At 72.0% G+C, this 26,289-nt stretch carries 26 protein-coding genes and 2 tRNA genes; 9 read left to right on the forward strand and 19 right to left on the reverse strand.

Features of this window, described 5'->3' with window-relative positions:
* Window positions 1-14 precede the first annotated feature (14 nt).
* Window positions 15-239 (reverse strand): hypothetical protein, encoded by a 225-nt coding sequence (locus ACZ6JT_RS16175; RefSeq protein ID WP_469210323.1) that lies wholly within the window; start codon window positions 237-239, stop codon window positions 15-17.
* Between the two features lie 81 nt (window positions 240-320).
* On the opposite strand from ACZ6JT_RS16175, the gene ACZ6JT_RS16180 reads away from it, so the two are divergent.
* Window positions 321-1,286, forward strand: a complete 966-nt coding sequence (locus ACZ6JT_RS16180) for a helix-turn-helix domain-containing protein (RefSeq protein WP_469210325.1) — start codon at window positions 321-323, stop codon at window positions 1,284-1,286.
* Between the two features lie 11 nt (window positions 1,287-1,297).
* Here ACZ6JT_RS16180 and def read toward each other — a convergent pair whose 3' ends face one another.
* The 8 genes from def to ACZ6JT_RS16220 form a co-directional block, all read right to left on the reverse strand.
* A complete protein-coding gene (def, locus tag ACZ6JT_RS16185) occupies window positions 1,298-1,939 on the reverse strand; it encodes a peptide deformylase (protein WP_469210327.1) in 642 nt (213 codons plus the stop codon).
* Between the two features lie 82 nt (window positions 1,940-2,021).
* On the reverse strand, window positions 2,022-3,023 hold the full coding sequence (locus ACZ6JT_RS16190; protein ID WP_365475026.1) for a tetratricopeptide repeat protein: 1,002 nt from the start codon (window positions 3,021-3,023) through the stop codon (window positions 2,022-2,024).
* A 120-nt stretch (window positions 3,024-3,143) separates the two neighbouring features.
* Window positions 3,144-4,415 carry an HD-GYP domain-containing protein gene (locus ACZ6JT_RS16195; protein WP_469210329.1) on the reverse strand — a complete coding sequence of 424 codons (1,272 nt, stop codon included), beginning with the start codon at window positions 4,413-4,415 and terminating at the stop codon, window positions 3,144-3,146.
* A complete protein-coding gene (locus ACZ6JT_RS16200; RefSeq protein ID WP_469210331.1) occupies window positions 4,412-6,055 on the reverse strand; it encodes an HD-GYP domain-containing protein in 1,644 nt (547 codons plus the stop codon). Before ACZ6JT_RS16200 ends, ACZ6JT_RS16195 begins: the two co-directional genes overlap by 4 nt.
* Window positions 6,056-6,246: 191 nt before the next feature.
* Window positions 6,247-6,552: a mycothiol system anti-sigma-R factor gene (rsrA, locus tag ACZ6JT_RS16205; protein ID WP_469210333.1), complete on the reverse strand. Its 306-nt coding sequence runs from the start codon at window positions 6,550-6,552 to the stop codon at window positions 6,247-6,249.
* Window positions 6,549-7,193, reverse strand: a complete 645-nt coding sequence (locus ACZ6JT_RS16210) for a sigma-70 family RNA polymerase sigma factor (protein WP_030709911.1) — start codon at window positions 7,191-7,193, stop codon at window positions 6,549-6,551. The genes rsrA and ACZ6JT_RS16210 overlap by 4 nt, the downstream gene beginning before the upstream one ends.
* A gap of 300 nt (window positions 7,194-7,493) precedes the next feature.
* Window positions 7,494-8,138, reverse strand: coding sequence for an alpha/beta hydrolase family protein (locus ACZ6JT_RS16215; protein ID WP_469210335.1), 645 nt, complete (start codon window positions 8,136-8,138; stop codon window positions 7,494-7,496).
* 26 nt (window positions 8,139-8,164) lie between these two features.
* Window positions 8,165-8,983: an SOS response-associated peptidase gene (locus tag ACZ6JT_RS16220; RefSeq protein ID WP_469210337.1), complete on the reverse strand. Its 819-nt coding sequence runs from the start codon at window positions 8,981-8,983 to the stop codon at window positions 8,165-8,167.
* Window positions 8,984-9,036: 53 nt separating this feature from the next.
* Between ACZ6JT_RS16220 and ACZ6JT_RS16225 the strand changes: the two genes are divergently transcribed.
* From ACZ6JT_RS16225 to ACZ6JT_RS16240, 4 genes are all read left to right on the forward strand, one after another.
* Complete coding sequence (locus ACZ6JT_RS16225) at window positions 9,037-9,750, forward strand: M50 family metallopeptidase (protein WP_469210339.1); 714 nt, start codon at window positions 9,037-9,039, stop codon at window positions 9,748-9,750.
* A gap of 64 nt (window positions 9,751-9,814) precedes the next feature.
* Window positions 9,815-11,197, forward strand: coding sequence for a 3-phosphoshikimate 1-carboxyvinyltransferase (aroA, locus tag ACZ6JT_RS16230; RefSeq protein ID WP_469210341.1), 1,383 nt, complete (start codon window positions 9,815-9,817; stop codon window positions 11,195-11,197).
* 8 nt (window positions 11,198-11,205) lie between these two features.
* Window positions 11,206-12,216 carry a ribosome small subunit-dependent GTPase A gene (gene rsgA / locus ACZ6JT_RS16235; RefSeq protein WP_365475013.1) on the forward strand — a complete coding sequence of 337 codons (1,011 nt, stop codon included), beginning with the start codon at window positions 11,206-11,208 and terminating at the stop codon, window positions 12,214-12,216.
* Window positions 12,217-12,317: 101 nt separating this feature from the next.
* Window positions 12,318-12,641 carry a DMT family transporter gene (locus ACZ6JT_RS16240; protein WP_030011402.1) on the forward strand — a complete coding sequence of 108 codons (324 nt, stop codon included), beginning with the start codon at window positions 12,318-12,320 and terminating at the stop codon, window positions 12,639-12,641.
* Here the strand turns inward: ACZ6JT_RS16240 and ACZ6JT_RS16245 are convergent.
* Window positions 12,607-13,158, reverse strand: a complete 552-nt coding sequence (locus ACZ6JT_RS16245; protein ID WP_469210343.1) for a TetR/AcrR family transcriptional regulator — start codon at window positions 13,156-13,158, stop codon at window positions 12,607-12,609. The two genes, ACZ6JT_RS16240 and ACZ6JT_RS16245, sit on opposite strands and share 35 nt — an antisense overlap.
* A gap of 123 nt (window positions 13,159-13,281) precedes the next feature.
* Between ACZ6JT_RS16245 and hisN the strand changes: the two genes are divergently transcribed.
* Both hisN and ACZ6JT_RS16255 read left to right on the forward strand, forming a co-directional pair.
* The gene (gene hisN, locus ACZ6JT_RS16250; protein WP_469210345.1) at window positions 13,282-14,085 is read left to right on the forward strand and encodes a histidinol-phosphatase; all 804 of its coding nucleotides are present in this window, start codon (window positions 13,282-13,284) and stop codon (window positions 14,083-14,085) included.
* Between the two features lie 170 nt (window positions 14,086-14,255).
* Window positions 14,256-14,648, forward strand: coding sequence for a CBS domain-containing protein (locus ACZ6JT_RS16255; protein ID WP_469210347.1), 393 nt, complete (start codon window positions 14,256-14,258; stop codon window positions 14,646-14,648).
* 83 nt (window positions 14,649-14,731) lie between these two features.
* Here the strand turns inward: ACZ6JT_RS16255 and ACZ6JT_RS16260 are convergent, their stop codons facing one another.
* Window positions 14,732-16,201 (reverse strand): catalase, encoded by a 1,470-nt coding sequence (locus tag ACZ6JT_RS16260; RefSeq protein ID WP_469210349.1) that lies wholly within the window; start codon window positions 16,199-16,201, stop codon window positions 14,732-14,734.
* Window positions 16,202-16,331: 130 nt separating this feature from the next.
* Between ACZ6JT_RS16260 and ACZ6JT_RS16265 the strand changes: the two genes are divergently transcribed.
* Entirely contained in the window at window positions 16,332-16,748 is a 417-nt protein-coding gene (locus ACZ6JT_RS16265; protein WP_469210351.1) for a Fur family transcriptional regulator, read from the forward strand.
* A 116-nt stretch (window positions 16,749-16,864) separates the two neighbouring features.
* On the opposite strand, the gene ACZ6JT_RS16270 is transcribed toward ACZ6JT_RS16265, so the two are convergent.
* The 4 genes from ACZ6JT_RS16270 to ACZ6JT_RS16285 form a co-directional block, all read right to left on the reverse strand.
* Window positions 16,865-16,938, reverse strand: a tRNA-Met gene (locus ACZ6JT_RS16270).
* A 94-nt stretch (window positions 16,939-17,032) separates the two neighbouring features.
* Window positions 17,033-18,895, reverse strand: coding sequence for a tetratricopeptide repeat protein (locus ACZ6JT_RS16275; protein WP_469210353.1), 1,863 nt, complete (start codon window positions 18,893-18,895; stop codon window positions 17,033-17,035).
* Window positions 18,896-19,096: 201 nt separating this feature from the next.
* Window positions 19,097-19,170 (reverse strand) — tRNA-Met (locus tag ACZ6JT_RS16280).
* 52 nt (window positions 19,171-19,222) lie between these two features.
* A complete protein-coding gene (locus ACZ6JT_RS16285; protein ID WP_469210725.1) occupies window positions 19,223-22,102 on the reverse strand; it encodes a UPF0182 family membrane protein in 2,880 nt (959 codons plus the stop codon).
* A 130-nt stretch (window positions 22,103-22,232) separates the two neighbouring features.
* On the opposite strand from ACZ6JT_RS16285, the gene ACZ6JT_RS16290 reads away from it, so the two are divergent.
* Entirely contained in the window at window positions 22,233-22,802 is a 570-nt protein-coding gene (locus ACZ6JT_RS16290; RefSeq protein WP_469210355.1) for a PPA1309 family protein, read from the forward strand.
* Window positions 22,803-22,824: 22 nt separating this feature from the next.
* Here the strand turns inward: ACZ6JT_RS16290 and ACZ6JT_RS16295 are convergent, their stop codons facing one another.
* From ACZ6JT_RS16295 to ACZ6JT_RS16310, 4 genes are all read right to left on the reverse strand, one after another.
* A complete protein-coding gene (locus ACZ6JT_RS16295; RefSeq protein WP_469210357.1) occupies window positions 22,825-23,916 on the reverse strand; it encodes a YlbL family protein in 1,092 nt (363 codons plus the stop codon).
* Window positions 23,917-24,014: 98 nt separating this feature from the next.
* The gene (locus ACZ6JT_RS16300; protein ID WP_469210359.1) at window positions 24,015-24,212 is read right to left on the reverse strand and encodes a hypothetical protein; all 198 of its coding nucleotides are present in this window, start codon (window positions 24,210-24,212) and stop codon (window positions 24,015-24,017) included.
* Between the two features lie 291 nt (window positions 24,213-24,503).
* A complete protein-coding gene (locus ACZ6JT_RS16305) occupies window positions 24,504-24,965 on the reverse strand; it encodes a molybdenum cofactor biosynthesis protein MoaE (protein ID WP_469210360.1) in 462 nt (153 codons plus the stop codon).
* A gap of 160 nt (window positions 24,966-25,125) precedes the next feature.
* Complete coding sequence (locus ACZ6JT_RS16310; RefSeq protein WP_469210362.1) at window positions 25,126-26,283, reverse strand: SDR family oxidoreductase; 1,158 nt, start codon at window positions 26,281-26,283, stop codon at window positions 25,126-25,128.
* Window positions 26,284-26,289: the final 6 nt, after the last annotated feature.

Genomic DNA, 26,289 nt, shown 5'->3' on the forward strand with positions numbered 1-26,289 from the left:
CACGGTCGCCCCGCTCAGTGCGCGATGGGGCCCCAGTGCATCCCGGTGTGCCGGGCGCCGGACCGGCGGACGGTGGGGGGCATGCCGCCCGCCTTCTGGCGGGGCAGCCATACGAGCCGGGTCTCCACGGCCCGCAACTGGCGGTCGATCCGCCGGTCGCGCAGGAGCCCGTACAGGCTGGGGGCGAGCACCAGGGCGGCGACGGCGAGGACGGTGAGGTAGCTCAGAAGCGTGTTCATGTCTCTACTGTCCTCCCGCGGGGAAAACTCGCACAGTGGCAGGACTGTCATGAAAGAACGAATTACTGCCACACTGGAGGCATGCTGACCAATGTGGCCGTGGCCCTCCTCGACGAGATCGCCCCCTTCGAGTTCGGGATCTTCTGCGAAGTCTTCGGAATCGACCGCAGCGATCACGGGCTGCCGGTGTACGACTTCGCCGTCTGCGCGGCGGAGGAAGGCCCCCTGACCATGTCCGGCACCGGTTTCACGGTCTCCCCGGAACACGGGCTGGAGCGGCTGGAGAGCGCCGACCTGATCTGCGTGCCCGCCTTCCGGGACGCGGGCGCCCGTGTGTACCCGGAAGCGTTCATGGAGGCGCTGCGCCGCGCGGTGGACCGCGGAGCGCGGGTGCTGAGCGTGTGCAGCGGCGCGTACGTGCTCGGCGCGGCGGGTCTGCTGGACGGCCGGCACTGCACCACGCACTGGATGCACGCCGCGACACTGGCCCGGCGCTTCCCGCGGGCCCTGGTCGACCCGGACGTGCTCTACGTCGACGCGGGCCCGGTGATCACCGCCGCCGGCACCGCCTCCGGCATCGACGCCTGCCTGCACCTCGTCCGCCAGGAACACGGGGCCGAGGTGGCCAACACCATCGCGCGCCGGATGGTCGTGCCTCCCCACCGGGACGGCGGGCAGGCCCAGTACATCGAGCGGCCGCTGCCGCGCACCTCCTGCGACACCGTGGGCGAGGTGGTCGAGTGGATGGCCCGCCACCTGGACGAGGAGATCACCGTCGAGCAGCTCGCGGAGCGCGCGCACATGTCACCGCGCACCTTCGCCCGCCGCTTCCTCCAGGAGACCGGCACCACCCCGTACAAGTGGGTGCTGCGTCAGCGGGTCCTGCTCGCGCAGGAGCTGCTGGAGGCGACCGACGAGACGGTGGACGCCATCGCCGGGCGCTGCGGCTTCGGCAACGCGGCCGCACTGCGCCACCACTTCCTGCGGACCCTCGGCACCACGCCGAATTCCTTCCGGCGCGCCTTCCGGGGCCCGCAGGCGGCCTAGCGGGCGAGGGGTTACGCGTTCGGGACGGTCTCGTAGCGCGGGGTGCCCTCTTCCATCTGCCGCAGGGCGTCCTTGCGGTCCCGCTTCGAGAGGCGGTCGATGTAGAGGTAGCCGTACAGGTGATCGGTCTCGTGCTGGAGGCAGCGGGCGAAGTAGCCGGTGCCGCGCACCTTGATCGGGTTGCCCTGGGCGTCCTGGCCCTCGACCTCGGCGTAGTCCGGGCGGGCCAGCGAGGCGTAGGCGGTCGGGACCGACAGGCAGCCCTCGTTCGAGTCGTCCAGCACCCGGCTCTCCGCGGGCAGCTCGACGAGCTTCGGGTTGACCACGACACCGGTGTGCCGGACACCGTCGTCGTCCGGGCAGTCGTAGACGAAGACCTTGGCGTCCACGCCGATCTGGTTCGCGGCCAGGCCCACGCCTTCGGCCGCCTTCTGGCTGGCGAACATGTCGTCGATCAGCTGCGCCAGCTCGTCACCGAACTCGGTGACGTCCTTGCACTCGCGGTGCAGCACCGGGTTGCCGACGACGGTGATCGGGCGGGCGGTGCCGCGCTCACGGTGGGCGAGCTCGCGCTCGGCACAGTCCTCCGTGTCCACGACGTACCCGTCGTTCACGACCTCGACGCCGACTACCTCGTTCTCCTGCTGCGACATGTCCGCCGTACGCCTTCCGTAAGTCCAAGTCACCGGTGGTCGCCGATGGCCACCGATGTGCCCGTACAGCCTACGGCCCTGCTCAGCAGACTTCTTCGAGATCCCGCCACTCGCGGGTGCCCGGGCTGTCCGCGACCCAGCCGTCGAGCAGTCCGCGCACCAGACCGGCCGGCGCCGCGATCCCGCATTCGCGCTCGGGCACCCACAGGGAGCCGGAGCCGGCCGTGCGGTGCCCCAGCGGTCCGGGATGCCCCGGCTCGCTGTGGTCGTGCGGGTCCAGGTGCTCGCCGTCACCCTCGTCGCTGGGCATCTCGCTCTCCGAGCAGGTCCGGCACAGCAACCGCACCGACGAGGACCAGTCCTCGGCGGCGAAGCCCGCGTCCGAGGCCAGCTGCTCCAGCGCGTCACGGTCCGCCTCGGTGGCCGCCTCCAGCAGCACCACCCAGGTCGGCACCGGCGACGGCGCCCACAGCTCGATCTCGTCGAACACGGGGTACGAGGGGCCGGCCGCGGTGATCCGCTCGCCGTGCGGGACCCCGTCGTGGAGCACGACCTCGCCCCAGCGCCGCCCCGAGGACGGCAGCGGGATCGACAGGACCTCCAGCCGGGCCGGGTCCAGCCGCCGGCCCCAGACCACCTCGGCCTCGCCCTCGGGCGAGAGCCGTACGGCCGCGCTGCCGAGCTCCATGCCGACCGGTTCGCCGCTGCCCTTGGCGCCCGCGCCGTGCGCGTCGCCGGGCACCTTCAACCCGTACGCCTGCCAGGCCCTGCGGGCCAGTGGCCAGTCCTGGAGCGCGGTCGCGGCGATGCCCACGTTCCACCAGTCCGGGGCGCCGGTCTCGCGGTCCAGCAGCGCCACGGCGCGCAGGCCCGCGGCCCGCGCCTGCTCCCAGTCGTGCCGGAACTTGTGCAGCAGGGCCAGATTGAACCAGGACTCGGACAGCCAGGGCTCCAGGTCCGCCGCTCTGGTCAGCAGCGCGCCCGCGTCCTCGTACCGACCGTCGCCGATCAGCGTGAACGCGCGGTCGGTGGCCTGCCGCCACGAGGCGGAGGGGCGATGCCGTACCTTCCCGAAGATCCTCACGATTCCCGCCTGCCTGGGGGCACCCTCCCGGCGGTAGCCGGGGGACAACGGTGCAGCCTTGCGGACACTCTTACTGGCATCCAACCATGCCCACTCGGACGGCCGCTCATTACCCATGGGTTACCCAGGTCGGACGGGAACAACTCTGTCACGTCCACCCCTGGCCAGAACCCTTGCCAGGCACTCCACGACCTCCGGCTGGTAATCGCGCCCCGTGCCCAGCCGGAGCTGTTCCAGGGCGGCCAGTGAGCCGCCCGGGTGACGCCTCCCGCCGACGGCGCCGGTGAGGTCGTCGTACGCGTTCACCGTGCGCACGATGCGGGCCAGGACGGGCTGCTCCCGGTACGGGTCCGCCTGCCGCTCCACCACCACGGCGACGTCCGCGGGCACCCCGGTCCGCCGGGCCACCTCCCCGCCCAGCCCGGCGATCCGGCGGGCCTCTGCGGCCGGCAGCCCGGCGGTGGCCCCGTCCGGAACCGGGTCGACGAGGGACAGCTGGCCGATGTCGTGCATCAGGGCGGCGTACTCCAGCACCGTGAGCTCCCGCTCCGACAGGCCCAGCTCCCGGCCCACGGCGCAGCTCAGGGCGGCGACCCGGCGCGAGTGGCCCGGCCGGGTGTAGCCGGCGATCTCGGTGGCGCGGGCGAGGGAGGTGATGGTCTGGCGGTAGGTGGTGCGGATCGCGGTGATCCGGTGGAAGGACAGCTGGGTCAGCAGCAGGGGCACGCTGAAGACGGGCAGGGACCACAGGCCCGCCACGGCCGCGCCGAGCGCCATCACGACCCCGGTGGCACAGATCGCCGCGCCGATGCCGAGCTGGGCGCGCAGCTCGTCGCGCAGCAGGGGACCGTACGGCCAGCCGGTGCCTGCCCCGGCCAGCGCCGCGGCGAGCACGGCGTCGCACAGGGCGGTGAGGCCGAGCAGGCAGAGCAGGAAGAGGACGAGCCACGGGCCCTGGCCGACCCGTTCCGCCAGCCGGCCGGAGTTGTAGAGCGGCTGGAAACACACGGCGGCGAACGCGACGGTGAGCACCCGGCGGGACAGGTGGTCGAGGACCCGACCGCGGCCCCGGGCGATGTGCGGGACGATCCCGGCGAGGGCCGCCGCGACGACGACGGCGACGATCTGGAGCACCCCGTGCCGGGTGGGCTGGCCGGCGTTCTCGCCGAGCAGGGCGTAGGCGAGGGCGCCGGCGGAGCCGAGCGGCGCGGGCAGGCGGTCGACGGAGCCGCCGTGCCGGTCCCGGCGGGCGAGCTCGCCGACGGCGATCAGCGCGCCGAAGGAGAGGGCGGCGCCGGGCTCGACGACGCCGTTCCACAGGGTGTGCGCGAGGGCGACGGCGGTGAGCACGGCCGCGGCCCCCCGCACCGCCCACACGGCCGCGGTCCTCATCCGCCCGTCCCGGCGCCGTCCGCGTCACGGCCGGGTCCGGCTGCGGGCGGAGCCGCGTTCCCGGGGCGGTCGGCCCCGGCGGGCGCCCCGTCCTGCGCGGGCAGGGCGCGCAACGCCGTCCGCGCAGCGGGTCGGGCCGTGCGGGCACGACCGGGAGGGGCTCCGTCGTACCGGTCGGCCGGGCCCGGAGCCGCCGGGACCCGATCGGCAGGCGGAGCCGGCGCAGCCGGGCCCGGGCCCTGGCGGCCAGGCGGCACGGACGGCCCCCGCTCGGGCGGCCCGCTGCGCGCGGCCCGGGCGGGAGGGTTTGCGCTGATCACCTGGAGGTCCTCGTCGGAGGTGACCACCGGGTGCCAGCCGTACCGGCCGATGGCGCCCGTCAGGGCCCGCACCATCGCCGGGTCGAACTGGGCGCCCGCGCACCGGTCCAGCTCGGCCAGGGCCACCGGCACCGGCCGGGCCCGGCTGTAGGAGCGGGTCGAGGTCATCGCGTCGAAGGCGTCGGCCACCGCGACCACGCGGGCCAGCACCGGAATCTGCTCGCCGGTCAGCCCGTACGGGTAGCCGGAGCCGTCGACCCGCTCGTGGTGGTGCAGGATCGCGGACCGGGCCTCGCCGAGGAACCCGATGCCGCGCACCATCTCGTGCCCGTACTCGGGGTGCAGCTCGATGATCCGGCGTTCCTCCGGGGTGAGCGGCCCGTCCTTGCGCAGCAGCCGGGTGGGGACGCCCAGTTTGCCGACGTCGTGGAGGATCCCGGCGATCCGCACGACTTCCATCCGGTCGTCGGCCATGCCCAGCTCGCGGGCGATCATCGCGGAGGCCTGGCCGACCCGCTCGCTGTGCCCGCGCGTGTAGCGGTCCTTGATGTCGACGGCCTGGACGAGGGCGCGGATGGTGGCCCGGTGGGCGGAGCGCTCGCGGTGGTACTGGGCGAAGACCCAGCAGGAGATGTACATCGGCAGCAGGACGAGGAGGGCGGCCGGGAGCCCGTAGGGGCTGCGCCACATGACGGCCATCATCAGTCCGGCGAGGCCGTGGACGCAGTGCGGGGCGAGGGAGAGGGTGAGCAGTCCGCGCCAGGCGGTGGCGGCGGGCCGGCGTTCGGCGGTGGCCAGGATGCCGCCGTCGAGGGCGGTGAGCACCAGGCAGAAGACGACGGCCGCGGCGGCCGCGGGGAGCATCGCGTAGGGGAAGTCGGCCACCCACCCGGGGGGCCCGGACCCGGCGGAAGGCCCTCCGCCGAGGGAGTCCGGACCGCCCAGCAGCCCGTACGCCCGGCCGGCGGCCCAGGCGGCCATGGCCTGCTGCGCGCCGTGCCACATCCGGCGCACCGGGGCGGGCCGCTCGGTCACGGTCCCCGCGCATCCGCCGGGCAGCGCCACGAGCGCGGCGGCGGCGGGCGGCAGCAGGAAGACGGCGGCGAGCACCACGGGGAAGAAGGAGCCGATGCCCTCGGGCACCCGGCTGCCCGGCAGCGGGCAGATCCTGACGAGTTCGCAGCCGAGGTAGAGCACGGCGAGGAGGGCGACGGCCGCCCAGGGCGTACCGGAATCCGTGAGGGCCGGGGTGACGCACGCCGCGGCCGCGAGGACGACGCACAGGACGTATCCGCGCGCCGCCGGCGGAAGTAGCCGCATGGCGCTCTCCTCCCCTGTGCCGTTCCGGCCGGGTACCGATGCGGACCGGTACCGAATGGGGAGAATAGGTGGGGCCCCGAGCGACGCGGGCCACATTTTCGTATTGCGCCATGCGGACGCCCCCGGATTAGCACATTCGGGTGAATGAAGTGCTCTTCCGGGGGCAGTTGTTCAATGCGCCGCCGATCCGGTCAGCCGGTGGTCGGATGGTCGGCGGTGACATCGTGATCGGGCACCGCCTGCCCCGAGCGGATCAGCTCGATCCGCCCCATGACCTTCGACCGCAGGTCGGTGGGCACGTCGTCCGACCCGCAGCAGCGCTTCACCAGCTTCTTCACGGCCTGTTCCAGGCCGTACTTCTCCAGACAGGGATTGCACTCGCCGAAGTGGGTCTCGAACTTCGTGCAGTCACTGTCGGGCATTTCCTGGTCAAGGAACTCGTACAGGTGGTCCAGGACCTCAGAGCACTCTGTCTCGTGCGGCTCTCCGCAACTCATGACCCCGAGCCTTTCCGGTCGTTCGACTCCCCCGCGCCCGCGGGAACCAACCCGCGCTCACGGGCATAGTCCTCCAGCATTCCGCGGAGTTGACGGCGGCCACGGTGCAGTCGCGACATGACCGTACCGATGGGTGTACCCATGATGTCCGCGATCTCCTTGTACGCAAAGCCCTCTACGTCGGCAAGGTAGACCGCGATGCGGAACTCCTCGGGAATGGCCTGCAGGGCTTCCTTCACGTCCGAGTCGGGCAGGTGGTCGAGCGCCTGCGACTCGGCGGAGCGCAGTCCGGTCGACATGTGCGACTCGGCGCGCGCCAGCTGCCAGTCCTCGATCTCCTCCGCGGCGCTGCGCTGGGGCTCGCGCTGCTTCTTGCGGTAGGAGTTGATGAAGGTGTTGGTCAGGATGCGGTACAGCCACGCCTTCAGGTTGGTGCCCTCGCGGAACTGGTGGAAGGACGCGTATGCCTTCGCGTACGTCTCCTGGACCAGGTCCTCAGCGTCGGCGGGGTTGCGCGTCATGCGCAGCGCGGCCGAATACATCTGGTCGAGGTAGCCGAGGGCGTCCCGCTCGAAGCGCGCGTTGCGCTCCGGGGTCGTCTCCTCCGCGTGGCCTTCGTCGGTCCCAGCGACAGGACCCACCTCCTCCGACTGCGTGGCGGCTCCGAAAGCGGACCCGCTCGAATCGGAGAATAGTCGACCATCCCGGCTCTCCGCCGCCCGAAGCGCACTGCGCTTGGGGGCAGGAAGAACCGTCCAGTCCAGGTCAGCGGCCTGCCGACGGTTCTGACTGATGACCTGGGTCATGCGCTCCCTCTCCTCCGACACGTTCCCGTACGTACCGACATCCGAGACAACAGGGGGGCGGGGCGGCGCATTCCCGCGGACCGGCGGGGTTTTCGGCCCCCGCTCCGGCGTTCCGCTCCCGCGGCCCGCTCCGGCCTAGCCCTCGGCCGGGAGCGCCAGGAGCCACTGCCCGACCGCCTCGGTGATCTTCCCCAGGGCCTCGTCCTGGGTGAGGTCCGCCTTCTTCGGCACGGCGAAACCGTGATCGGCGTACGGGATCTCCACCAGCTCGTGCTCGCCCGCCGGGAACTCCCCGGGCCGCCCCAAGGGGTCCCGGCCGCCCTGGACCACCAGGGTCGGCCGGCCGGCGCCGGTGAGCTCCTCGGCGCGGGACTTCTCCGGACGGCCCGGCGGGTGCAGCGGGAAGGCCAGCGCCAGGACCCCTGCCGCGCCGAGCTCCGCGGCCGTCCGGCAGGCCACCCGGGCCCCGGCGCTGCGCCCGCCCGCGACCACCGGCAGCCCGGGCTCGGCGAGCGCGGGCCACAGCGCGCGCCATCCCTCGTCCAGCACCTTGGGCGCGGCGGCGACCTTCTTCCCGGCGACCCGCCAGGGCTGTTCGACCAGCGCGACCGTGATCCCGCGGGCGGGCAGGGCGGCGGCCAGGGCCTGGAGGTCGCGGGCCTCGATACCGCCTCCGGCGCCGTGGCTCACGGCGAGCACGAGCTTCGCGGCGCGGGCGGGGTGCCAGGTGACGCGGGCCTCGCCCGCTGGGGTGTCGACGCTCTCGGTACGCGTGGTCATGCACCCCATCCTGCCCGGGCTCCGCCCTAGAAGAGGGTTGCCTCTTCGGGGGCGGCCAGCTCGTCGAGCAGCTCCGGCCCGTTGTTGCGGACGTTGCTGACGGCGGTGGACACCGGGTAGGCCCGCATCAGGCCGCCCGGCGGCGGCGCCAGCAGTTCCCGCAGGGAGCCCTCGGTGTCGGTGTTCGCGGGGTCCAGCCAGGCGTCCCAGCGGTCCGGGGTGAGCATCAGCGGCATCCGCGGGTGGATCTCGGAGAGCGAGCGCGGCCCGTCGGCCGGGGCCACGCCCAGGGGGGTCGTCTCGGCCTCGGTGGTGATCACCGAGCAGGTGACCCACCAGGCGAGCGGGTGCGCGTCGGGCAGGGTCCGGTCGCGCCAGAACTCGTATATCCCGGCCATGGCGAAGACGGAGCCGTCGCGGGGGAGCACGAAGTACGGCTGCTTGCGGGCGCGCTTCTTCTTCCCCTCGACCTCCAGCTGCCGCTCGTCGTGGGCGGTGACCCACTCGTAGTAGCCGTCGGCGGGGACGATGCAGCGGCGCTGCGCGAAGGCGCGCCGGAAGGACGGCTTCTCGTGCAGGGTCTCGGACCGGGCGTTGATCATCCGGGCGGCGCCGTCGGGGTTCTGCGCCCAGGAGGGGACCAGGCCCCATCTCAGGGTGCGCAGCTGGCGAACCGGGCGCGGGTGCGAAGCGTCTTTGAGGGGACGGTCGAGGACGACGTGGACCTCCTTCGTGGGCGCCACGTTGAAATCGGGGGCCAGGGCCTCCTCGGGCTCCCACTTCTCGATGCCGAAGGCCTCCACGAGGTCCTCGGGCCTACGACCCGCCGCATACCGTCCGCACATGGCTGCCACACTGCCATGTCACCCGCACCCCACCGCAAGGAGTCCGCCACCTCATGGACAGCAGCACGACGGCCGGCCTGTGGGACCGGCTCACGGGCATACAGACCCCGCCCGACCGGTGGCTGGTGATCGTGACCGGCCTGGTCGCGCTGGCCGCCGTCGGTCCCCGCCCGCTGTGGCGGCTCTCGCGCAACGCCATCACCATCGCGCACGAGGGCGGGCACGGCCTGCTGGCGCTGGTGACCGGGCGGCGCCTGAGCGGGATACGGCTGCACTCCGACACGAGCGGGGTCACCGTCAGCCGGGGCAAGCCGACCGGGCTCGGGATGATCCTGACCGCCGCCGGCGGGTACACGGCGCCCTCGCTGCTCGGGCTCGGCGGCGCGGCACTGCTGTCCGCGCACCGGATCACGCTGCTGCTGTGGGCGGCCACCGCCCTGCTGGTGGCGATGCTGGTGATGATCCGGAACGCGTACGGGGCGCTGACCGTGGTGCTGACCGGTGGGGCCTTCCTGCTGGTGTCCTGGCTGACCCCGGCCGAGGTGCAGGCCGGCTTCGCCTACCTGGTGGTGTGGTTCCTGCTGCTCGGCGGGGTGCGTCCGGTCTTCGAGCTGGGGGCCAAGCGCAGGAACGGCGGAGCCCCGGATTCCGATGCCGATCAGCTGGGCCGGCTCACCCACCTGCATCCGGTGGTGTGGCTGCTGTTCTTCCACGTCGTCGCCCTGTGCTCGCTGATCGGCGGAGGCCGCTGGCTGCTCGCCCTGTGACCACCCCCTGAGACCGGACGGCGATCAAGATCTGGTGCCGGAGGAAGCCACTAAAGTGGGGGCCATGACCGAGACCCCCGCGCTCCCTGCCCTCTGGCCCGCTCCGCTCGCCGATGGGACCGTCCACGCCACCGTCACGGTGCCGGGGTCCAAATCGGTCACCAACCGGGCCCTCGTGCTCGCCGCGCTCGCCGCCGAACCCGGCTGGGTCCGCCGCCCGCTGCGCTCGCGCGACTCCCAGCTGATGTCCGACGCCCTGCGCGCGCTCGGCGTCGGCATCGAGGAGACGGTCTCGTCCAGCTCCGCCGGTTCCACCAACGGCGCGGTGGGCGGCGAGGCCTGGCGGATCATCCCGGCGGCCCTGCACGGCCCGACGACCGTGGACGTCGGCAACGCCGGCACCGTCATGCGCTTCCTGCCACCCGTCGCCACCCTCGCCGACGGCGACGTCCGCTTCGACGGCGACCCGCGCTCCTACGAGCGCCCGCTCGGCCAGGTCATCAGCGCCCTGCGCACGCTCGGCGCCCGGATCGACGACGACGGCCGGGGCGCGCTGCCCATGACCGTCCAGGGCGGCGGGGCGCTGGAGGGCGGCACGGTCGAGATCGACGCCAGCAACTCCTCGCAGTTCGTCTCCGCGCTGCTGCTCTCCGCCCCGCGCTTCAACCAGGGCGTCGAGGTCCGGCACGTGGGCGCGACCCTGCCGTCGATGCCGCACATCCGGATGACCGTGGAGATGCTGCGCGCGGCGGGCGCCCAGGTCGACACCCCGGAGGCCGGCGGCGAGAAGAACGTGTGGCGGGTCTCCCCCGGCGCGCTGCTCGGCCGCGACATGGTCGTGGAGCCGGACCTGTCCAACGCGCAGCCCTTCCTGGCCGCGGCCCTGATCACCGGCGGCACGGTCACCGTCCCGGACTGGCCGCGCCGCACCACCCAGCCCGGTGACGCGCTGCGCCGGATCTTCACCGAGATGGGCGGCTCCTGCGAGCTGACCGACGCGGGCCTGGTCTTCACCGGCACGGGCAAGATCCACGGCATCGACGTGGACCTGAGCGAGGTCGGCGAACTCACCCCGGGCATCGCGGCGGTCGCGGCGCTGGCCGACTCGGAGTCGGTGCTGCGCGGCGTCGCGCACCTGCGGCTGCACGAGACGGACCGGCTGGCGGCGCTGACCAAGGAGATCAACGCGCTCGGCGGCGACGTCACCGAGACCGCGGACGGGCTGCGCATCCGGCCGCGCCGGATGCACGGCGGCGTGTTCCACACGTACGACGACCACCGGATGGCCACCGCGGGCGCGGTGATCGGCCTGGCGGTGGAGGGCGTGCAGATCGAGAACGTGGCGACGACCGCGAAGACCCTGCCGGACTTCCCGAAGATGTGGACGGACATGCTCGCCGGGGACGCCGGTGGTTCCGGGACGCCCGGAGCGGGTGCGGGAGCGTAGGGCCGGTCATGCGCAGGTACGGCAAGCACACCGACGAGGACGACATCCGCCAGCGCCCCAACCCCAAGGGCAACCGGCCGCGGACGAGCATCCGGCCCAAGCACGAGGACGCGGCCGAGGGCTTCGTCCTGACCGTCGACCGCGGTCGGCTGACCTGCCTGGTCGAGGGCCGCTCGGTGCACGCGATGAAGGCGCGCGAGCTCGGCCGCAAGGCCGCGGTGGTGGGGGACCGGGTCTGGATCGTCGGTGACCTGTCCGGCAAGAAGGACACCCTGGCCCGCATCGTGCGGATCGAGGAGCGCAAGTCCGTCCTGCGGCGCACCGCCGACGACGACGACCCGTACGAGCGGGTGGTCGTCGCCAATGCCGACCAGCTGGCCATCGTCACGGCGCTGGCCGACCCGGAGCCGCGGCCCCGGATGATCGACCGCTGCCTGGTCGCCGCGTACGACGCCGGGCTGGAGCCGCTGCTGGTGCTCACCAAGTCCGATCTGACCTCCGCGGACAAAATCCTGGAGATCTACTCGACCTTCGGCCTGAACTACGTGGTCACCAACCGGGAGGAGCTCGCGACGGGCGACGCCGCGGACCGGGTGCGCGAGCGGCTGGCCGGCCGGATCACCGCCTTCGTCGGCCACTCGGGCGTCGGCAAGACCACCCTGGTGAACTCGCTGGTCGCCGAGGGCCGCCAGCGCGCCACCGGGCACGTCAACGCGGTCACCGGCCGCGGCCGGCACACCACCACCTCGGCGCTGGCGCTGCCGCTGCCCTCGGGCGACGGCTGGGTCATCGACACCCCGGGCGTGCGCTCCTTCGGCCTGCACCACGTGGACCCGTCCCGGGTGATCCTGGCCTTCCCGGACCTGGTCCCGGGGACCGAGGAGTGCCCGCGGGCGTGCAGTCACGACGAGCAGGACTGCGCGCTCGACAAGTGGGTGGAGGACGGCCACGCGGACCCGGCGCGGCTGTATTCGCTGCGGCGGCTGCTGCAGACGCGGGAGCGCCGCGAAGGCGACTGACCGTCCGGCGGGGCGTGCCGGGTTTGTCGGGGGCCCCGTCTGGATAAATGCATAATCCCACCAAGTGACGTGATGTCATGTGACGCGGAGAGGCATTCGACATGGCGTGGCTGCTGGTCGTGGTCGCGGGACTCCTGGAGACCGGTTTCGCGGTCTGCCTCAAGCTCTCCCACGGATTCACCCGGCTGTGGCCGACCGTCGCCTTCGCGTGCTTCGCGCTCGGCAGCTTCGGTCTGCTGACGCTGGCCCTCAAGAAGCTGGACGTGGGACCGGCGTACGCGGTGTGGACGGGCATCGGCGCGGCCGGGACCGCGATCTACGGCATGGTCTTCCTCGGCGACCTGGTCTCCACCCTCAAGCTCGTCTCGATCTCGCTGGTCATCCTGGGCGTCATCGGGCTCCAGCTGTCCGGGTCGGCGCACTGAGCCGGCGGAGCAGCCGCAGCAGCTCGGCCGCCCCCGGCTCCTCCCCCGGGGCGACCACGTAGGAGAGGGCGAGGCGCACGGCGAGCTCGCACCGCTGCGGCCCCTCCCCCGGCGTGAGCGCGGCAGCCGCCCGGTCGCGGACGGTCCGGGCCAGTTCACCGGGCCCGGGCGCCCGGCGTCCCGCGGCCGGCAGGTCCGCGTCCCAGCTGCCGGTGAGCAGGGCCCGTACGAGGGGATGGGCGCGGGCCGCCCGTACGGTCCACTCGGCGACGGCGGCGAGCCGTTCCGCGGCCTGGGCCGGGGCGGACAGGGCCCGGTCCACGCCGTCGAGGTAGCGGTCGGCCTCGCGCCGGACCAGGGCGCTGCCCAGACCCGCCTTGCCGCCGAACTCGTTGTAGAGGGTCTGCCGGGACACCCCGGCGGCCGCCGCCACGTCGACCATGCGCACGGCCGGCCACGGGCGCGCCGAGAGCGCCGCTCCCGCCGCTTCCAGTAAGGACTCCCGGGCTGTCGGCATCCTCGCCTCCCCGATCGGCTCTCCGGCAAGATTTGACGGGTCGACAGATCCTGTCAAGGGCGCGTCGGGGCCGCACCGTGGACGTCGTTCGCCCGGGTCCGGGAGTCTCGATACTGTTCGGGCATGCCCGAGTATGACGATGACCTGCGCCTTGCCCTCGAACTCGCCGACGCGGCGGACGCCGCCACGATGCAGCGGTTCCGCGCCCTCGACCTGAAGGTCGAGACGAAGCCGGACATGACCCCGGTGAGCGAGGCCGACCAGGCCGCCGAGGAGATCGTCCGGGCCGGCATCGCGGCCGCGCGGCCCGACGACGCGATCCTGGGCGAGGAGTACGGCCTGCAGGGCAGTGGCCCGCGCCGCTGGGTCGTGGACCCGATCGACGGCACGAAGAACTACGTGCGCGGCGTGCCCGTCTGGGCGACGCTGATCTCCCTGATGGCCGAGGGCGCCGACGGCGTCTTCCGGCCGGTGGTCGGCGTGGTGTCCGCGCCGGCGCTGGGCCGCCGCTGGTGGGCGGCCGAGGGGCAGGGGGCGTACGCGGGCGGCGCGCTCGGCGAGACCAGCGCGATCGGCGTGTCGAAGGTGGCCGGGCTGGGTGACGCCTCGTTCGCGTACTCCTCGCTGAGCGGGTGGGAGGAGCAGGGTCGGCTCGCCGGGTTCCTGGACCTGACGCGCGCGTGCTGGCGTACCCGCGGCTACGGCGACTTCTGGCCGTACATGATGGTCGCGGAGGGCTCGCTGGACCTGTGCGCCGAGCCCGAGTTGAACCTCTGGGACATGGCGGCCATCGCGGTCGTGGTCCAGGAGGCGGGCGGCCGCTTCACCAGCCTGGACGGGGTGGACGGCGTGCACGGCGGAAACGCCGCGGCCTCGAACGGGCTGCTCCACGAGGAGATGCTCGGCCTGCTGCGCCCGCGCGGCTGAGGCCGGCGCGCGCTGCTCGCGCTCCGTCACGCGCCTTCTTGTCGGCCCTCCGGGTCCGTGGGAATCTGATACTCCCCACGCTTGTGCGCTTGTGAAGCCGTTCTCTAGAGGGCGGCTTCTCGGGCACACCCACCCAGGCGGGGGGCTCACCCCAGGAGGTGGCTCTCTTCATGCTCGTCCGTGACGCAATGAGCACCGTGATCCTCACCCTCGGACCCGCGCACACCCTCCGGCAGGCGGCCTGCCTCATGTCCGGCCGGCGCGTCGGCGCGGCCGTCGTCCTCGACCCCGAGCACAGCGGAATCGGCATCCTGACCGAGCGCGACATCCTCAACTCGATCGGCGCAGGCCACGATCCCGACCGGGAGTCCGTGGGCGCGCACACCACCAACAACGTCGTCTTCTGCACCCCGGACGCCACCGTGCAGGAGGCCGCCGAGGCGATGGCGCACGGCGGCTTCCGGCACCTGATCGTGCTGGAGGACGGCGGCCCGGTGGGCATCGTGTCCGTACGGGACGTCATCCGCTGCTGGGTTCCGGCGCGGCGCACGGTTCCCGCGTAGGCGCGTCTTCACGAACGACGCCGGGCCGCGACCCTCCGAAGAGGGCCGCGGCCCGGCGTCCTGCTACGACAAGCGGTCCCGGATCAAGCGCGGAGGGCCTGGACCGCGGCTTCGAGCCGCTTGCCGAAGTCGCCGTCCGCCTGGCGGAAGTTGTCGATCGCGCGCTCGACGATGTCGTCGCGCGAGACCTTGGCGATGAAGCCGGACAGGTTCTCGATCAGGCGGACCTTCTCGTCCTCCGAGTAGAGGCGGTAGAGGTTGCCGGCCTGGACGAAGTCGGTGTCCTCGCTGTGCACGGCGGCGGCGTGGTTGCCGGTGCCGCCCGTCACGTCGATGGGCTGCCACAGCGGGCGGTCGGTCTGGTGCGGGCCGCCGAAGGAGTTCGGCTCGTAGTTCTTCGCACCCTTGTGGCGGCCGTCGTACAGGTAGCCGTCGCGGGAGTTGGTGCGCGCCTCGGTGGCGTGCGGGCGGTTCACCGGCAGGTGGTCGGCGTTGATGCCGACGCGGTAGCGGTGGGCGTCGCCGTAGCCGAAGAGGCGGCCCTGGAGCATCTTGTCCGGGGAGGGACCGATACCGGGGACGAAGTGCGCCGGGGAGAAGATCGACTGCTCGACCTCGGCGAAGACGTTCTCCGGGTTGCGGTTGAGCTCCAGCTTGCCGATCTCGATCGGCGGGTAGTCCGCGTGCGGCCACACCTTGGTGAGGTCGAACGGGTTGAAGCGGTAGGTCGCCGCCTCGGCCGCCGGCATGATCTGGACCTGCACGGTCCAGCTCGGGAAGTCGCCGCGCTCGATGGCCTCGCGCAGGTCGCGCTGGTGCGAGTCGGGGTCCTCACCGGCGAGCTTGTTGGCCTCGGCCTGGGTGAGGTTCTTGATGCCCTGGTCGGTCTTGAAGTGGTACTTGACCCAGAAGACCTCGCCGGCCTCGTTGTTCCACTGGAACGTGTGCGAGCCGTAGCCGTTCATGTGGCGGTAGGAGGCCGGGATGCCGCGGTCGCCGAACAGCCAGGTCACCTGGTGGGTCGACTCGGGCGACAGACCCCAGAAGTCCCAGACGTTGTCCGCCTCCTGCGAGCCCGTGTACGGGTCGCGCTTCTGGGTGTGGATGAAGTCGGGGAACTTGATGGCGTCCTTGATGAAGAACACCGGGGTGTTGTTGCCGACGAGGTCGTAGTTGCCCTCTTCGGTGTAGAACTTCAGCGCCCAGCCGCGGGGGTCGCGCACCGCGTCCGCGCTGCCGAGGTTGCCCGCGACGGTGGAGAAGCGCAGGAAGGTCTCGGTCTCCTTGCCGACCTCGGACAGGAACTTGGCACGGGTCCACTGGGAGACGTCGCGGGTCAGCGTGAAGGTGCCGTAGGCACCGGCGCCGCGGGCGTGCACCACGCGCTCCGGGATGCGCTCGCGGTTGAAGTGCGCGAGCTTCTCCAGCAGCAGCTGGTCCTGGACCAGGACGGGACCTCCGACGCCGGCGGTCTCGCTGTTCTGGTTGTCGGCGACCGGAGCCCCGGCCTCCGTGGTGAGCGGTCCCTGCGTCACGTGCGCCTCCTGCGTCATTCCTGCATGTCCTGTCCTTGGCGTATGCCGTACCCGATCCTACAATGGACTTTGTCTAAGTCAAGCAACTATCCAAGTCCGCACCGGTTCGGGAGTTACACCGAATCCCCTCACTGTTAGGCTGGTGTCCATGAGTGACCTGCTGGAACGACTCCGCGGACGCGGCTGGCGCATGACGGCGCAGCGGCGTGTCGTGGCCGAGGTGCTCGACGGTGACCACGTGCACCTGACGGCCGACGAGGTGCACGCGCGCGCGGTGGCCAAACTGCCCGAGATCTCGCGGGCGACCGTCTACAACACGCTGGGCGAGCTCGTCACCCTCGGCGAGGTCCTGGAGGTCTCCACGGACCGGCGCGCCAAGCGGTACGACCCGAACGCCCACCAGCCCCACCAGCACCTGGTCTGCGCCCGGTGCGGCGCGATCCGCGACGTCCACCCGGCGGGCAACCCGCTGGCCGACCTGCCCGACACCGAGCGCTTCGGCTTCGTCGTGTCCGCGGTCGAGGTCACCTACCGCGGGGTCTGCCCGAACTGCGCCGCCGCCTGACCCCGGACCCGAGAAGGGCCCGGACCCCACGGGGTCCGGGCCCTTCTGCTTTCCGATTCGCCACCGGAAACGACTCAGGGCCCGGATCCATACGGATCCGGGCCCTGGACCTTCAGTAGCGGGGACAGGATTTGAACCTGCGACCTCTGGGTTATGAGCCCAGCGAGCTACCGAGCTGCTCCACCCCGCGTCGGTAAACACGACTGTACGTGAAGCCTTCCAACAGATGCAAATCGCTTAACTTCCGGCCCCTCCGCCGCTCCTTCGGGCCGCGGGCTCCACGCTCAGGCGGACAGCTCCTCCGCGAGCGCGTCGCGCAGCCGCGCCGCCCGCTCCGAGACCTCCGCCGGTCCCAGTTCCATGGCGCGAACACACCACTTCTGCCCCTCCGCGAGGTCCCCGTGCCGCGCCGCCAGCAGTCCCAGGCGCAGCGCCGCGCGGCCGTGGCCCGCCACCGCGGCCCGCGTCCACCACAGCGCGGCCTCCGGCTCGCTCCCCTCGCGGGCGAGCAGCAGCCCCAGGTTGAACGCCCCGTTGCGGGACCCGGCCTCGGCCGCCTCCCGATACCAGCGCGCGGCGACGGCCAGGTCGCCGCGGGCGGCGGCCAGCATGCCGACCCGCACCTGGGCGCGGCGGTGCCCCAGCTCGGCGGCCCGCTCGTACCACTCCTCGCTCTCCGTCTTCGGGGCGCCGCCCACCGGCTCGCCCAGCGCGACCGGCTCCGGCGGCGGGGCCAGCGACTCCAGCAGCGCGGCCAGCCGGAAGGCGGCCTCCGCGCTGCCGCCGCCCGCCGCGCACCGCAGGTGCCGCTCGGCGGCGCGCTCCTCCCCGTCGCGGACCAGCGCGATGCCGACCTGGAGCGCCGCGTCGGTGTGTCCGGCCGACGCGGCCCGCTCGTACCACTTCAGTGCCGTGCGGTCGTCGTCGCGGCTGGCGAAGAGGATGCCGAGGTTGAACGCGGCGTCGACGCTGCCCGCCTCGGCCGCCTTCGAGAACCACGGCTCCGCGCCCGCCGCGTCCCCGACCTGCAGCAGCATGATGGCCAGGGCGTTGGCCGCCTCGCGGTGCCCCGCGTACGCAGCCCGCCGGTACCACTGCTCGGCCTGCGCGGTGCGGTCCTGTGCGGCGCACAGCAGGGCGAGGTTGTACGCCCCGTTCTGGTCACCGGCGTCCATGGCGGTGCGGTACCAGCGCTCCGCGGTCTGGGTCTCCCCGCGCGCGGCGTGCAGGGCGCCCAGCGCGTTCGCGGCGTTGCCGTCGCCGTCCTGGGCGGCCCGGCGCCACCAGGTGGCCGCGCTCTCCTCGTCGCCGGCGTCGCGCAGCAGGAAGCCGAGCGCGCACGCGGCGCGGGCCTCCCCCTGCTTGGCGGAGGTCAGGTACCAGCGCCCGGCCTCCTTGAGCTCCCCGCGCGCCTCCAGCAGCGCGCCCAGGTGCAGGGCCGCGCGCCGGTGCCCGCGCGCGGCGGCCTGCCGGTACCACTGCTCGGCCTCGGCGGGGTCGCCCTTGCGCAGGTGCCTCGCCAGCCGGTACGCGGCCTCGCGGTGACCCTGTTCGGCGGCGGCGCGGAACCACCGCTCGACGCCCTTGTCCCCGCGGTGCTCCAGCAGGTCGGCCAGCCCGTACGCGCCCAGCGCATGGCCGGATTCCGCCGCCTGCCGCATCCAGTACTCGGCCGCGGGCTCGTCGCCGCGCTCGCGGAAGTGGCGGCCCAGGGCATGCGCGGCCGGCGCGGATCCGGCCACGGCGGCGACCCGCCACCAGCCGGCGGCCTCTTCGGGGTAGCCGCGCTGGTGCAGCAGGACGCCGAGGTTGTTGGCGGCGGCGCGGTCACCTTCGGCGGTGGCACCCCGCAGGTACGGCTCGGCCCCGTCGAGGTCGCCACGGCGCAGCAGCAGCGCGCCGAGCACGCTCATGGCACCGGGGTCGCCCTTGTCGGCGGCCACCCGGTGCCGGGCCTCCAGCTCGGCGTCGCTCGCCGCGTCGGTCTCGGCGAACAGCTCCTGCGCACTGTGCTTGTCCAAGAAGTCCGCATCGGTCAGCGCGGTCTGCGCGTCGGCTACCGGAACCGCCCCCAGGGCCTCTGCGCCCGACTCGGTCTCCGCCCTCACAAACCGCCCTGTCTCCAGCAGAGTTGACCTGTCCCCCATAAATCCCATCGTCGCATCACCTGCTACCCGCGTACACCGGGTATGTCGCAGCCAGTGAGGTCACTACAGCGTTTTGTCGACATGCCCACAGTGGGGTAAGTCAAACACGCTCCTACCCCAACTCACCCGCCCCAGCTACCGCGTGTCCGCCCCGGGCATGACGAAGGCCCGGATCCCATGGATCCGGGCCTTCATCTTCAGTAGCGGGGACAGGATTTGAACCTGCGACCTCTGGGTTATGAGCCCAGCGAGCTACCGAGCTGCTCCACCCCGCGTCGGTGAAACCACAGTATCACGACGCGGGACGGAGCCATTACCCATGGGTCATCAGCCGCTCGGACTGGGCGCCGGCGGCTTCGCCTCCGCGTCGATCGCCCGCTTCAGCGCCGCCTTGATCTCGTCCTGGGCCTTGCCGAAGGCCGCCCAGTCACCGGCCTGTCGGGCCTTCTCGGCGTCCTCGACGGCCTTCTGCGCGTCGGCGAGGGCCGCCTTGACCGTCGGGTCCTGGTTGACGGGGGGCGTGACGGTGCCCTCGCCCGGCGGCTGGACCGGAGGCACCGGCGTGGTCGGGGCCTCGGCCCCGAAGACCACGTTCAGCGCCTTCTCCAGCGTGTCCTCGAAGGCCGTCTGGCCGCCGTAGGTCACCAGCACCTTGCGCAGCAGCGGGTACTTCAGCCCGGAGCTGCGGACGTACACCGGCTCCACGTAGAGCATCCCGCCGTCGAGCGGCACCGCGAGCAGGTTGCCGTACTCGATCTCCGAGTCACCACCGCGCAGCAGGCGGATCGACTCGGCGATCTTCGGCTCGGACTGGAACTTGCTCTGCACCTGACCGGGGCCGTCCGGCGGCTTGCTGGTCGGCATCTTCAGGATTCTGATCTTGCCGTAGTCCGGGGTGCCCGGATCGGCGTTGACCGCCATGAAGGCACTCAGGTTGGGCCGCTCGTTCGGCGTGAACGTCGTGGTGAGCGAGAAGACCTGGTCCTTCTCCTTCTGGCCCGGCATCTTCATCGACAGGTAGTACGGCGGGACCGCCGTGCCGGCCTTGGTCGTCGGGTCGTCCGGGACCGCCCAGGCCTCACTGCCGCTGAGGAAGGTCTGCGGGTCCGTGACGTGGTACCGGGTCAGCAGCTCGCGCTGGACCTTGAAGAGGTCCTGCGGGTAGCGGAGGTGGTCCATGAGCGGCTTGGAGATGTCGCTCTTGGGCTTGACCGTGCCGGGGAACGCCTTCATCCAGGTCTTGAGGACCGGGTCCTCGGTGTCCCACTGGTAGAGGTTGACCGAGCCGTCGTACGCGTCGACGGTGGCCTTCACCGAGTTGCGGATGTAGTTGACCTGGTTCTCCTGGGCCACCACCGCGCGCTGGCTGTTGGTCAGCGAGTCGGCGGTGCTCTGGCCCAGCGTGGTGCGCGAGGCGTACGGGTACCCGTTGGTCGTCGTGTAGGCGTCGACGATCCACTTGATCCGGCCGTCGATCACGGCCGGGTAGGGTGCGCCGTCGATGGTCAGCCACGGGGCGACCGCTTCGACGCGCTGCTTGGGCGTGCGGTTGTAGAGGATCCGCGAGCCGTCGCCGATGGCGCCCGAGTAGAGGATCTGCGGCTCGCTGAAGGACAGCGCGTAGGCGGCCCGGTTGACCGGGTTGTCGAGGCTGACGCCCGAGTCGCCCTTGTAGCTCGTCTCCTTCTCGCCCTTGTCGTCGGAGTAGTCGAGCTCCTTCTGCGGCCCGCCGACGATCGAGTACTGCCTCGTCTGCTCGCCGTAGTAGATGCGCTGCTCGAAGTCCGTGCCGAACATCCCCTTGGAGGGCAGGTCGGACTGGGTGAAGTCCGGGGCCCCCTGGTCACCGACGGTGGTGCCCTTGGCCGCGACCACGCCGTAGCCGTGCGTGTACTTGAAGTGGTCGTTGATCCAGTTGTTCTTCGGGATGCCGCCGATGTTCAGCTCGCGCAGCCCGATGACCGTGTCCTGGCCGCTGTACCGGTCCACGGCGAGCGTGGACGGGAAGGCGTAGTAGCCCTTGACCTGCTGGAGCTGCTGGAAGGCCGGCGAGACGATGTTCGGGTCGAGGATGCGGATGCTGGCCGTGGTGTCGGCCTGCGGCCGCAGCTTGCCCCGGTCCGCCGTCTGCGGGGAGCCCGGGTAGTCCGTGACCTCGGAGCCCTCGATCCCGTAGGCGTCGCGCGTGGCCTTGATGTTCTTCTGGACGTACGGGGATTCCTTGGCCTGCTCGTTCGGCTGGACCTGGAACTTCTGCACGATCGCCGGGTACAGCCCGCCGATCAGGATCGCCGAGAGCACCATCAGGCCGAAGCCGATCACGGGCAGCTGCCAGGTGCGGCGCCACAGCGTGGCGAAGAACAGCACGGCGCAGATCGCGGCGATGGCGACGAGGATCGTCTTGGCCGGCAGGTAGGCGTTGGCGTCGACGTACCGCAGGCCCGTCCAGTTGTCCGCGGCCTTGAAGTCGCTGGACTTCACGGCGAGCCCGTACCGGTCGAGCCAGTACGCGATCGCCTTCAGCGTGACGAAGAGGCCGAGGAGCACCGACAGGTGCCCGGTCGCGGCGGCGGTGGCCCGGGCGCCCGGGCTGGTCACGCGCAGTCCGCCGTACAGGTAGTGCACGACGGCCGCGGCGATCACCGACAGCACGACCGCGGCGAAGCCGAAGCCGAGCAGGAAGCGGTACCAGGGCAGGTCGAAGGTGTAGAAGGACACGTCCATGTGGAACTGCGGGTCCTTCGTACCGAAGGTCACCCCGTTCACGTACATGAGCCAGGTCTTCCACTGGCCGGCCGCCGAAGCGCCCGCGATCAGGCCGACGAGCACCGCGATGCCCAGCAGCAGCCACTTCTTGTAAGGGGCGATGCTCATCCGGTAACGGTCGAGGCTCTGCTGCTCCATCGACATCGCGCTGAGCGGCGGCCGCAGCCGGTGGGCCAGCCAGATGTTGAATCCGACGGCCCCGGCCATCAGCAGACCGAAGACGGCGAAGAGGCCGATCTTGGTCCACAGCGTGGTGGTGAAGACGGAGGAGTACTTCACGGAGCGGAACCAGAGCCAGTCCGTCCAGAAGCCCGCGAACATGATGAAGAGCATGGCCAGGACGGCCAGCACGCCCAGGGTCATCAGGAGGGTTCGGGCCCGCCGGGAGGGGCGGCCGACTCTCATCCGTGGCCCGGACGGGCCTCCGCCGCGGTCCGGCATCTGGAAAGCCAAGGTGCGCACCTCGAAAGTCGCTGGGTCTGGTAATGAACGGGCCCCCGATCGTAGAGCCCACTCATGCAACTTACTGAGGCTTTGGTCAGTTCCCGGTATCCGGTGGAAAGGAGGCAGGATGTTGCCCATGTCCAACGTTTCGCCTTCCCCCGGCACCCCCATGGCCGCCTCGCCGCTGACCCGTGCCTGCCTCGAGATCGACGAGTACGCGGCCGGCCTCGGCTGGGACCAGCCGGCCCGGCTGTTCGCCCTCGTCGACACCGCCCGGCTCAAGAAGCAGGAGCCGCGGCTCGCGAGCCAGCTCGGCCTCGACCAGGACGACGCCGGCAAGGCCTCCCTCACCCCGATCGAGCAGGACGAGGTCCCGGCCGGGACCCCCCTCGACAAGTTCCTCGGCACCATCGCCTGGCCCGACGCCGTCGTCGGCTGCGCGCTGACGGTGGAGCGGCTGATGCTGCCGCCGTCCGCGGAGGCCTCCGTACCGGAGGGGCTGAGCGACAAGCAGCTGTCGAAGTGGGTCGCCGGTCACCCGGAGCGGCAGGAGGTCCGCCTCACCGTGGCCGTGCTGCGCGACGGCTCGCGGGAGTCGGCCGTACGGCTGCGCGAGAAGGACTCCTCGACCGAGGTGCTCACCGGCGGCGGCCTCGTGCCCGGGCTGGCGGAGGCCCTTTCGGCGACCTTCTCGTAGACCTCGGGGGGGGGAGGACCGGTCAGGGCTTGGCGCTGCACTGCGGCAGCCCGGCCGTGTCCCCCTTGCTGATCTTCTCCAGTGCCTTGGTGGCGTCACCGATCGTGGACACCTTCACCAGGGTCAGGCCGTCGGGCACGTTCGTGGCCGCGGAGGCGCAGTTCTCGGCGGGCGTCAGGAAGTACTCGGCGCCGGCCTGGCGCGCGCCGATGGTCTTCATCTGGATGCCGCCGATCGGACCGACCTTGCCCGCGTCGTCGATGGTGCCGGTGCCCGCGATGAACTTGCCGCCGGTCAGGTCCTCCGGGGTCAGCTTGTCGACGATGCCGAGGGCGAACATCAGTCCGGCGCTCGGGCCGCCGACGTCCGCGAGCTTGATGTCGATCGTGAAGGGGAAGGTGTGGTCGGATCCGGCCCGGATGCCGACGATGGCGTGACCGTCGCCCTCCGCCTTGCCCGCGTTGATCGTCACCTTCGAGGAACCGGCGGGCTCGTGGTTGGCCTTCGCCGCCTCGGCCGCCTCCGCGGCGGGCACGATCGTGAACTCGACCGGCTCGCCCGGCTTGTGCTTGGTGACGAGCTTGGCCACGTCCTCGGGGGCCGTCACGGGGGCGCCGTCCACGGCCTTGATCACGTCACCGGCGTGCAGCTTGCCCTCGGCGGGGCTGTCCTTGACCACGGACGCGACGATCACGCGGGCGGTGACGGGGATGCCGAGCTGCTTGAGGGCGGCCACCTTGGCGCTCTGCTGCGACTGGCTGAACTCCTCGGCGTTCTCCTGGGTGGATTCCGCGTCCGTCTTGCCGTCCGGGTAGAGGTTCTCGTGCGGCACCACGATGTTGTCGCCGGACAGCCACCCGTACACGGCTTCCACCAGGCTCATGTCGTAGTCCGCGCCGGTGACGCGGACGGTCGTCATGTTGAGGTGGCCGCTGGTCGGGTACGTCTTGCGCCCCGCGATGCTGAGGACGGGCGCACCGTGCGAGTCGCCCAGCGTGTTCACGGTCGGGCCGGGGCTCATCTCGGAGTACGGGACCTTGAGGAACAGCCCGGCGCAGAGCAGCGCGAACAGTACGAGGACGGAAGCGAGCATCGTCGCAGTGCGGCGTGGCATGGATCCGACAGTACGGGACGGCCCCGGCGGGCAGCCCTCGGGGCCGGTCCGTAAGGGGTCCGCGCGCGAAACTCTCAGGGGATTCTCAGCGGGGCCCGTCAGACGGCGTCGGAACCGGAATGGGCCTTTGCCTTCACCCTGGCCTGATCGGCGTTGCCCATGGCCTCGCGGAAGCGCGCGTAGCCGGCGAGCTCGGATATGTCACCTTGCGTGCGGTCGCGTGCCGCCCAGCTGCCCCATATCGCCGCACCTATCGCGGCGAACAGCGGAATCAGCAACCACGCCAAAGACGCCATGGGCGTGCCTCCCTACCCCGAACTACGTTTCGTTGGTGGCTTCAACGCTCGTGCCCGTGGGGGGGTTACGCAAATCGAGGGCGTGTTGCGCGGCCGAACGGGTGCGAGGCTACCCCCATGCGGGTGCCGCTCCGCGACCGGGGCTCAGCAGGCGCCGACGCCCTCCTCGGTGCCGTCGGCAAACGACCCCTCTTCCCCTGCCGCCCTCGCACTGCTCGGCGCCGGAGCGCCTCACAGGCTTCGGACGCCTGGGCCGGACTCCGTCCGTCGTACCGTCCCGGCGTGCGCCGCCTAGCAGGCGCCGACCCACTCCTCGGTGCCGTCGGCGAAGGTCTGGTGCTTCCAGATCGGAACCTCGTGCTTGAGGTCGTCTATGAGCATGCGGCAGGCGTCGAAGGCCTCACCGCGGTGCGGGCAGGAGACGGCGACGACGACCGCCAGGTCGCCGACGGCGAGGTCGCCCACGCGGTGCACGGCGGCCAGCGCGCGGACGGGGAACTTGGCCACGACGCGCTCGGCGACCCGGCGCATCTCGGCCTCGGCCGTCGGGTGGCAGGAGTAGCCGAGCGAGTCGACGTCCGCCCCGCTGTCGTGGTTGCGCACCGTGCCGACGAAGAGCGTCGTCCCTCCCGCCGCGTCGTCGCCGACGGCCTGGAAGACCTCGTCGATCGAGAGCGGGGTGTCACGGATCTCGAGCAGCCGGATCGGGTCCTGAGCGGCCTGCTCGCCGGGGTGGTCGAAGTGCGGTGCCATGCCTTCATCGTGCCCTAGTGGCTGACGAGGCGAAATAGCAGTTTCGCCCGTGCCGGACCCGCACCCTTGGGAGCCTCCTACCAATCGGGCCCCCCCATCCGGCCCCGCCGGCGTTCGAGGCGCGGGGTCCGGGGCGGAGCCCCGGTCTTCGTCCCGCAGGTCAGATACCGCGCCGCTTCCGCGCCAAGCGGACCGCGGCGGCCGCACCCAGCAGCGCGACCGTCGCACCCGCGGCACCGGCAGCCGTGGCGGCGTCCCGGCGGCCCAGCCGACGGCCCGCGACCGTGTGTCGCCCCGAGACCTCCTGGAGGAGCTCGGCGAGCACCTCCTCGTTGGTCCAGCGCGGCCGCCACCCCGCCGCGTGCAGCCCGCTAACGCTGACCACCCAGGGGTGCATCGTGTACGCGAGGTCGCCCGCCGGGGACGGGGTCAGGCCGATCCGGTGCAGCCGGGCCGCCGCGCCCAGCGCGACCGCCGAGGGGAGCTCCATGCGGCGGATGCCGCTCAGCTCCTCGACCTCCTCCTGCTCCAGCCACCCCTCGCAGCCCACGGCCAGCTCGCCCTCGACCTTCTCCAGGGCCGCGTACTCCAGGGCGCTGACCAGGTCCTCGACGTGGCAGAACTGCCACGTCGGACGGGATCCCGCCACCACGAGCAGCCGCGGGGACTCGAAGTACCGGGTCAGGGCCGTGTCGGTGCCGCCGACCAGGACCGCCGGGCGGATCACGGTGACGTTCAGGCCCGGGTGCGCGCGGGGGGCTCGGCGCCCGAGGCGCTCGATCTCCAGCAGGTCGCCGACGCCGGTGGCCTCGGCCGTGGCCCGCAGCTCGGAGTCCTCCGACAGCGGGATGTCGTTGTCCGGGAGGGCGCCGTAGACCATCGCCGAGGTGCACAGCACGACCCGGTGCACGCCGGCCGCGGCGGCCGCCGTGAGGACGGTCTGGGTCCCGCGCACGTTGTACGCCGTACGGGCCGCCGGATCCGTCTCCAGGTCCAGGTCGAGGGCGAGGTGGACGACGACGTCCGCGCCGCGCAGCTTCTCGGCGATCGCGGGGTCCCGTACGTCCAGGATGTGCCACTGCGCGGCCGCGCAGTCGCCCCGTCGCTCGTCGATGGCGACGACCTGCTTGACCTCGTCGGAGGCGGCCAGCCGGCTCACCAGGGCCGCGCCGACACCCGACGCGGCGCCGGTCACGGCGATCACGGGGCCTCGCACGGCCGGGTTTCGCGGCTGGCGAACGCCCTGGGCGCTGTCGCCGTGCTCAGGGCGGTCTTCGTCGTCGTTCGTCGCGCGAAACTGCGGATCTGGGGAACTCACCGGGCG

This window comes from Streptomyces sp. NPDC046308, assembly GCF_055588065.1.

Bases quoted from the DNA above. Each gene is read 5' to 3' on its own strand.
- rsrA (WP_469210333.1), bottom strand. From the start codon at position 6,552: ATGAGTTGCGGAGAGCCGCACGAGACAGAGTGCTCTGAGGTCCTGGAC.
- hisN (WP_469210345.1), top strand. From the start codon at position 13,282: ATGCCCGAGTATGACGATGACCTGCGCCTTGCCCTCGAACTCGCCGAC.
- ACZ6JT_RS16200 (WP_469210331.1), bottom strand. From the start codon at position 6,055: ATGCGGCTACTTCCGCCGGCGGCGCGCGGATACGTCCTGTGCGTCGTC.
- ACZ6JT_RS16245 (WP_469210343.1), bottom strand. From the start codon at position 13,158: ATGCCGACAGCCCGGGAGTCCTTACTGGAAGCGGCGGGAGCGGCGCTC.
- ACZ6JT_RS16180 (WP_469210325.1), top strand. From the start codon at position 321: ATGCTGACCAATGTGGCCGTGGCCCTCCTCGACGAGATCGCCCCCTTC.
- ACZ6JT_RS16225 (WP_469210339.1), top strand. From the start codon at position 9,037: ATGGACAGCAGCACGACGGCCGGCCTGTGGGACCGGCTCACGGGCATA.
- ACZ6JT_RS16265 (WP_469210351.1), top strand. From the start codon at position 16,332: ATGAGTGACCTGCTGGAACGACTCCGCGGACGCGGCTGGCGCATGACG.
- ACZ6JT_RS16215 (WP_469210335.1), bottom strand. From the start codon at position 8,138: ATGACCACGCGTACCGAGAGCGTCGACACCCCAGCGGGCGAGGCCCGC.
- ACZ6JT_RS16220 (WP_469210337.1), bottom strand. From the start codon at position 8,983: ATGTGCGGACGGTATGCGGCGGGTCGTAGGCCCGAGGACCTCGTGGAG.
- ACZ6JT_RS16255 (WP_469210347.1), top strand. From the start codon at position 14,256: ATGCTCGTCCGTGACGCAATGAGCACCGTGATCCTCACCCTCGGACCC.
- ACZ6JT_RS16195 (WP_469210329.1), bottom strand. From the start codon at position 4,415: ATGAGGACCGCGGCCGTGTGGGCGGTGCGGGGGGCCGCGGCCGTGCTC.
- ACZ6JT_RS16275 (WP_469210353.1), bottom strand. From the start codon at position 18,895: ATGGGGGACAGGTCAACTCTGCTGGAGACAGGGCGGTTTGTGAGGGCG.
- def (WP_469210327.1), bottom strand. From the start codon at position 1,939: ATGTCGCAGCAGGAGAACGAGGTAGTCGGCGTCGAGGTCGTGAACGAC.
- ACZ6JT_RS16295 (WP_469210357.1), bottom strand. From the start codon at position 23,916: ATGCCACGCCGCACTGCGACGATGCTCGCTTCCGTCCTCGTACTGTTC.
- ACZ6JT_RS16300 (WP_469210359.1), bottom strand. From the start codon at position 24,212: ATGGCGTCTTTGGCGTGGTTGCTGATTCCGCTGTTCGCCGCGATAGGT.
- ACZ6JT_RS16305 (WP_469210360.1), bottom strand. From the start codon at position 24,965: ATGGCACCGCACTTCGACCACCCCGGCGAGCAGGCCGCTCAGGACCCG.
- ACZ6JT_RS16175 (WP_469210323.1), bottom strand. From the start codon at position 239: ATGAACACGCTTCTGAGCTACCTCACCGTCCTCGCCGTCGCCGCCCTG.
- rsgA (WP_365475013.1), top strand. From the start codon at position 11,206: ATGCGCAGGTACGGCAAGCACACCGACGAGGACGACATCCGCCAGCGC.
- ACZ6JT_RS16290 (WP_469210355.1), top strand. From the start codon at position 22,233: ATGTTGCCCATGTCCAACGTTTCGCCTTCCCCCGGCACCCCCATGGCC.
- aroA (WP_469210341.1), top strand. From the start codon at position 9,815: ATGACCGAGACCCCCGCGCTCCCTGCCCTCTGGCCCGCTCCGCTCGCC.
- ACZ6JT_RS16260 (WP_469210349.1), bottom strand. From the start codon at position 16,201: ATGACGCAGGAGGCGCACGTGACGCAGGGACCGCTCACCACGGAGGCC.
- ACZ6JT_RS16240 (WP_030011402.1), top strand. From the start codon at position 12,318: ATGGCGTGGCTGCTGGTCGTGGTCGCGGGACTCCTGGAGACCGGTTTC.
- ACZ6JT_RS16285 (WP_469210725.1), bottom strand. From the start codon at position 22,102: ATGCCGGACCGCGGCGGAGGCCCGTCCGGGCCACGGATGAGAGTCGGC.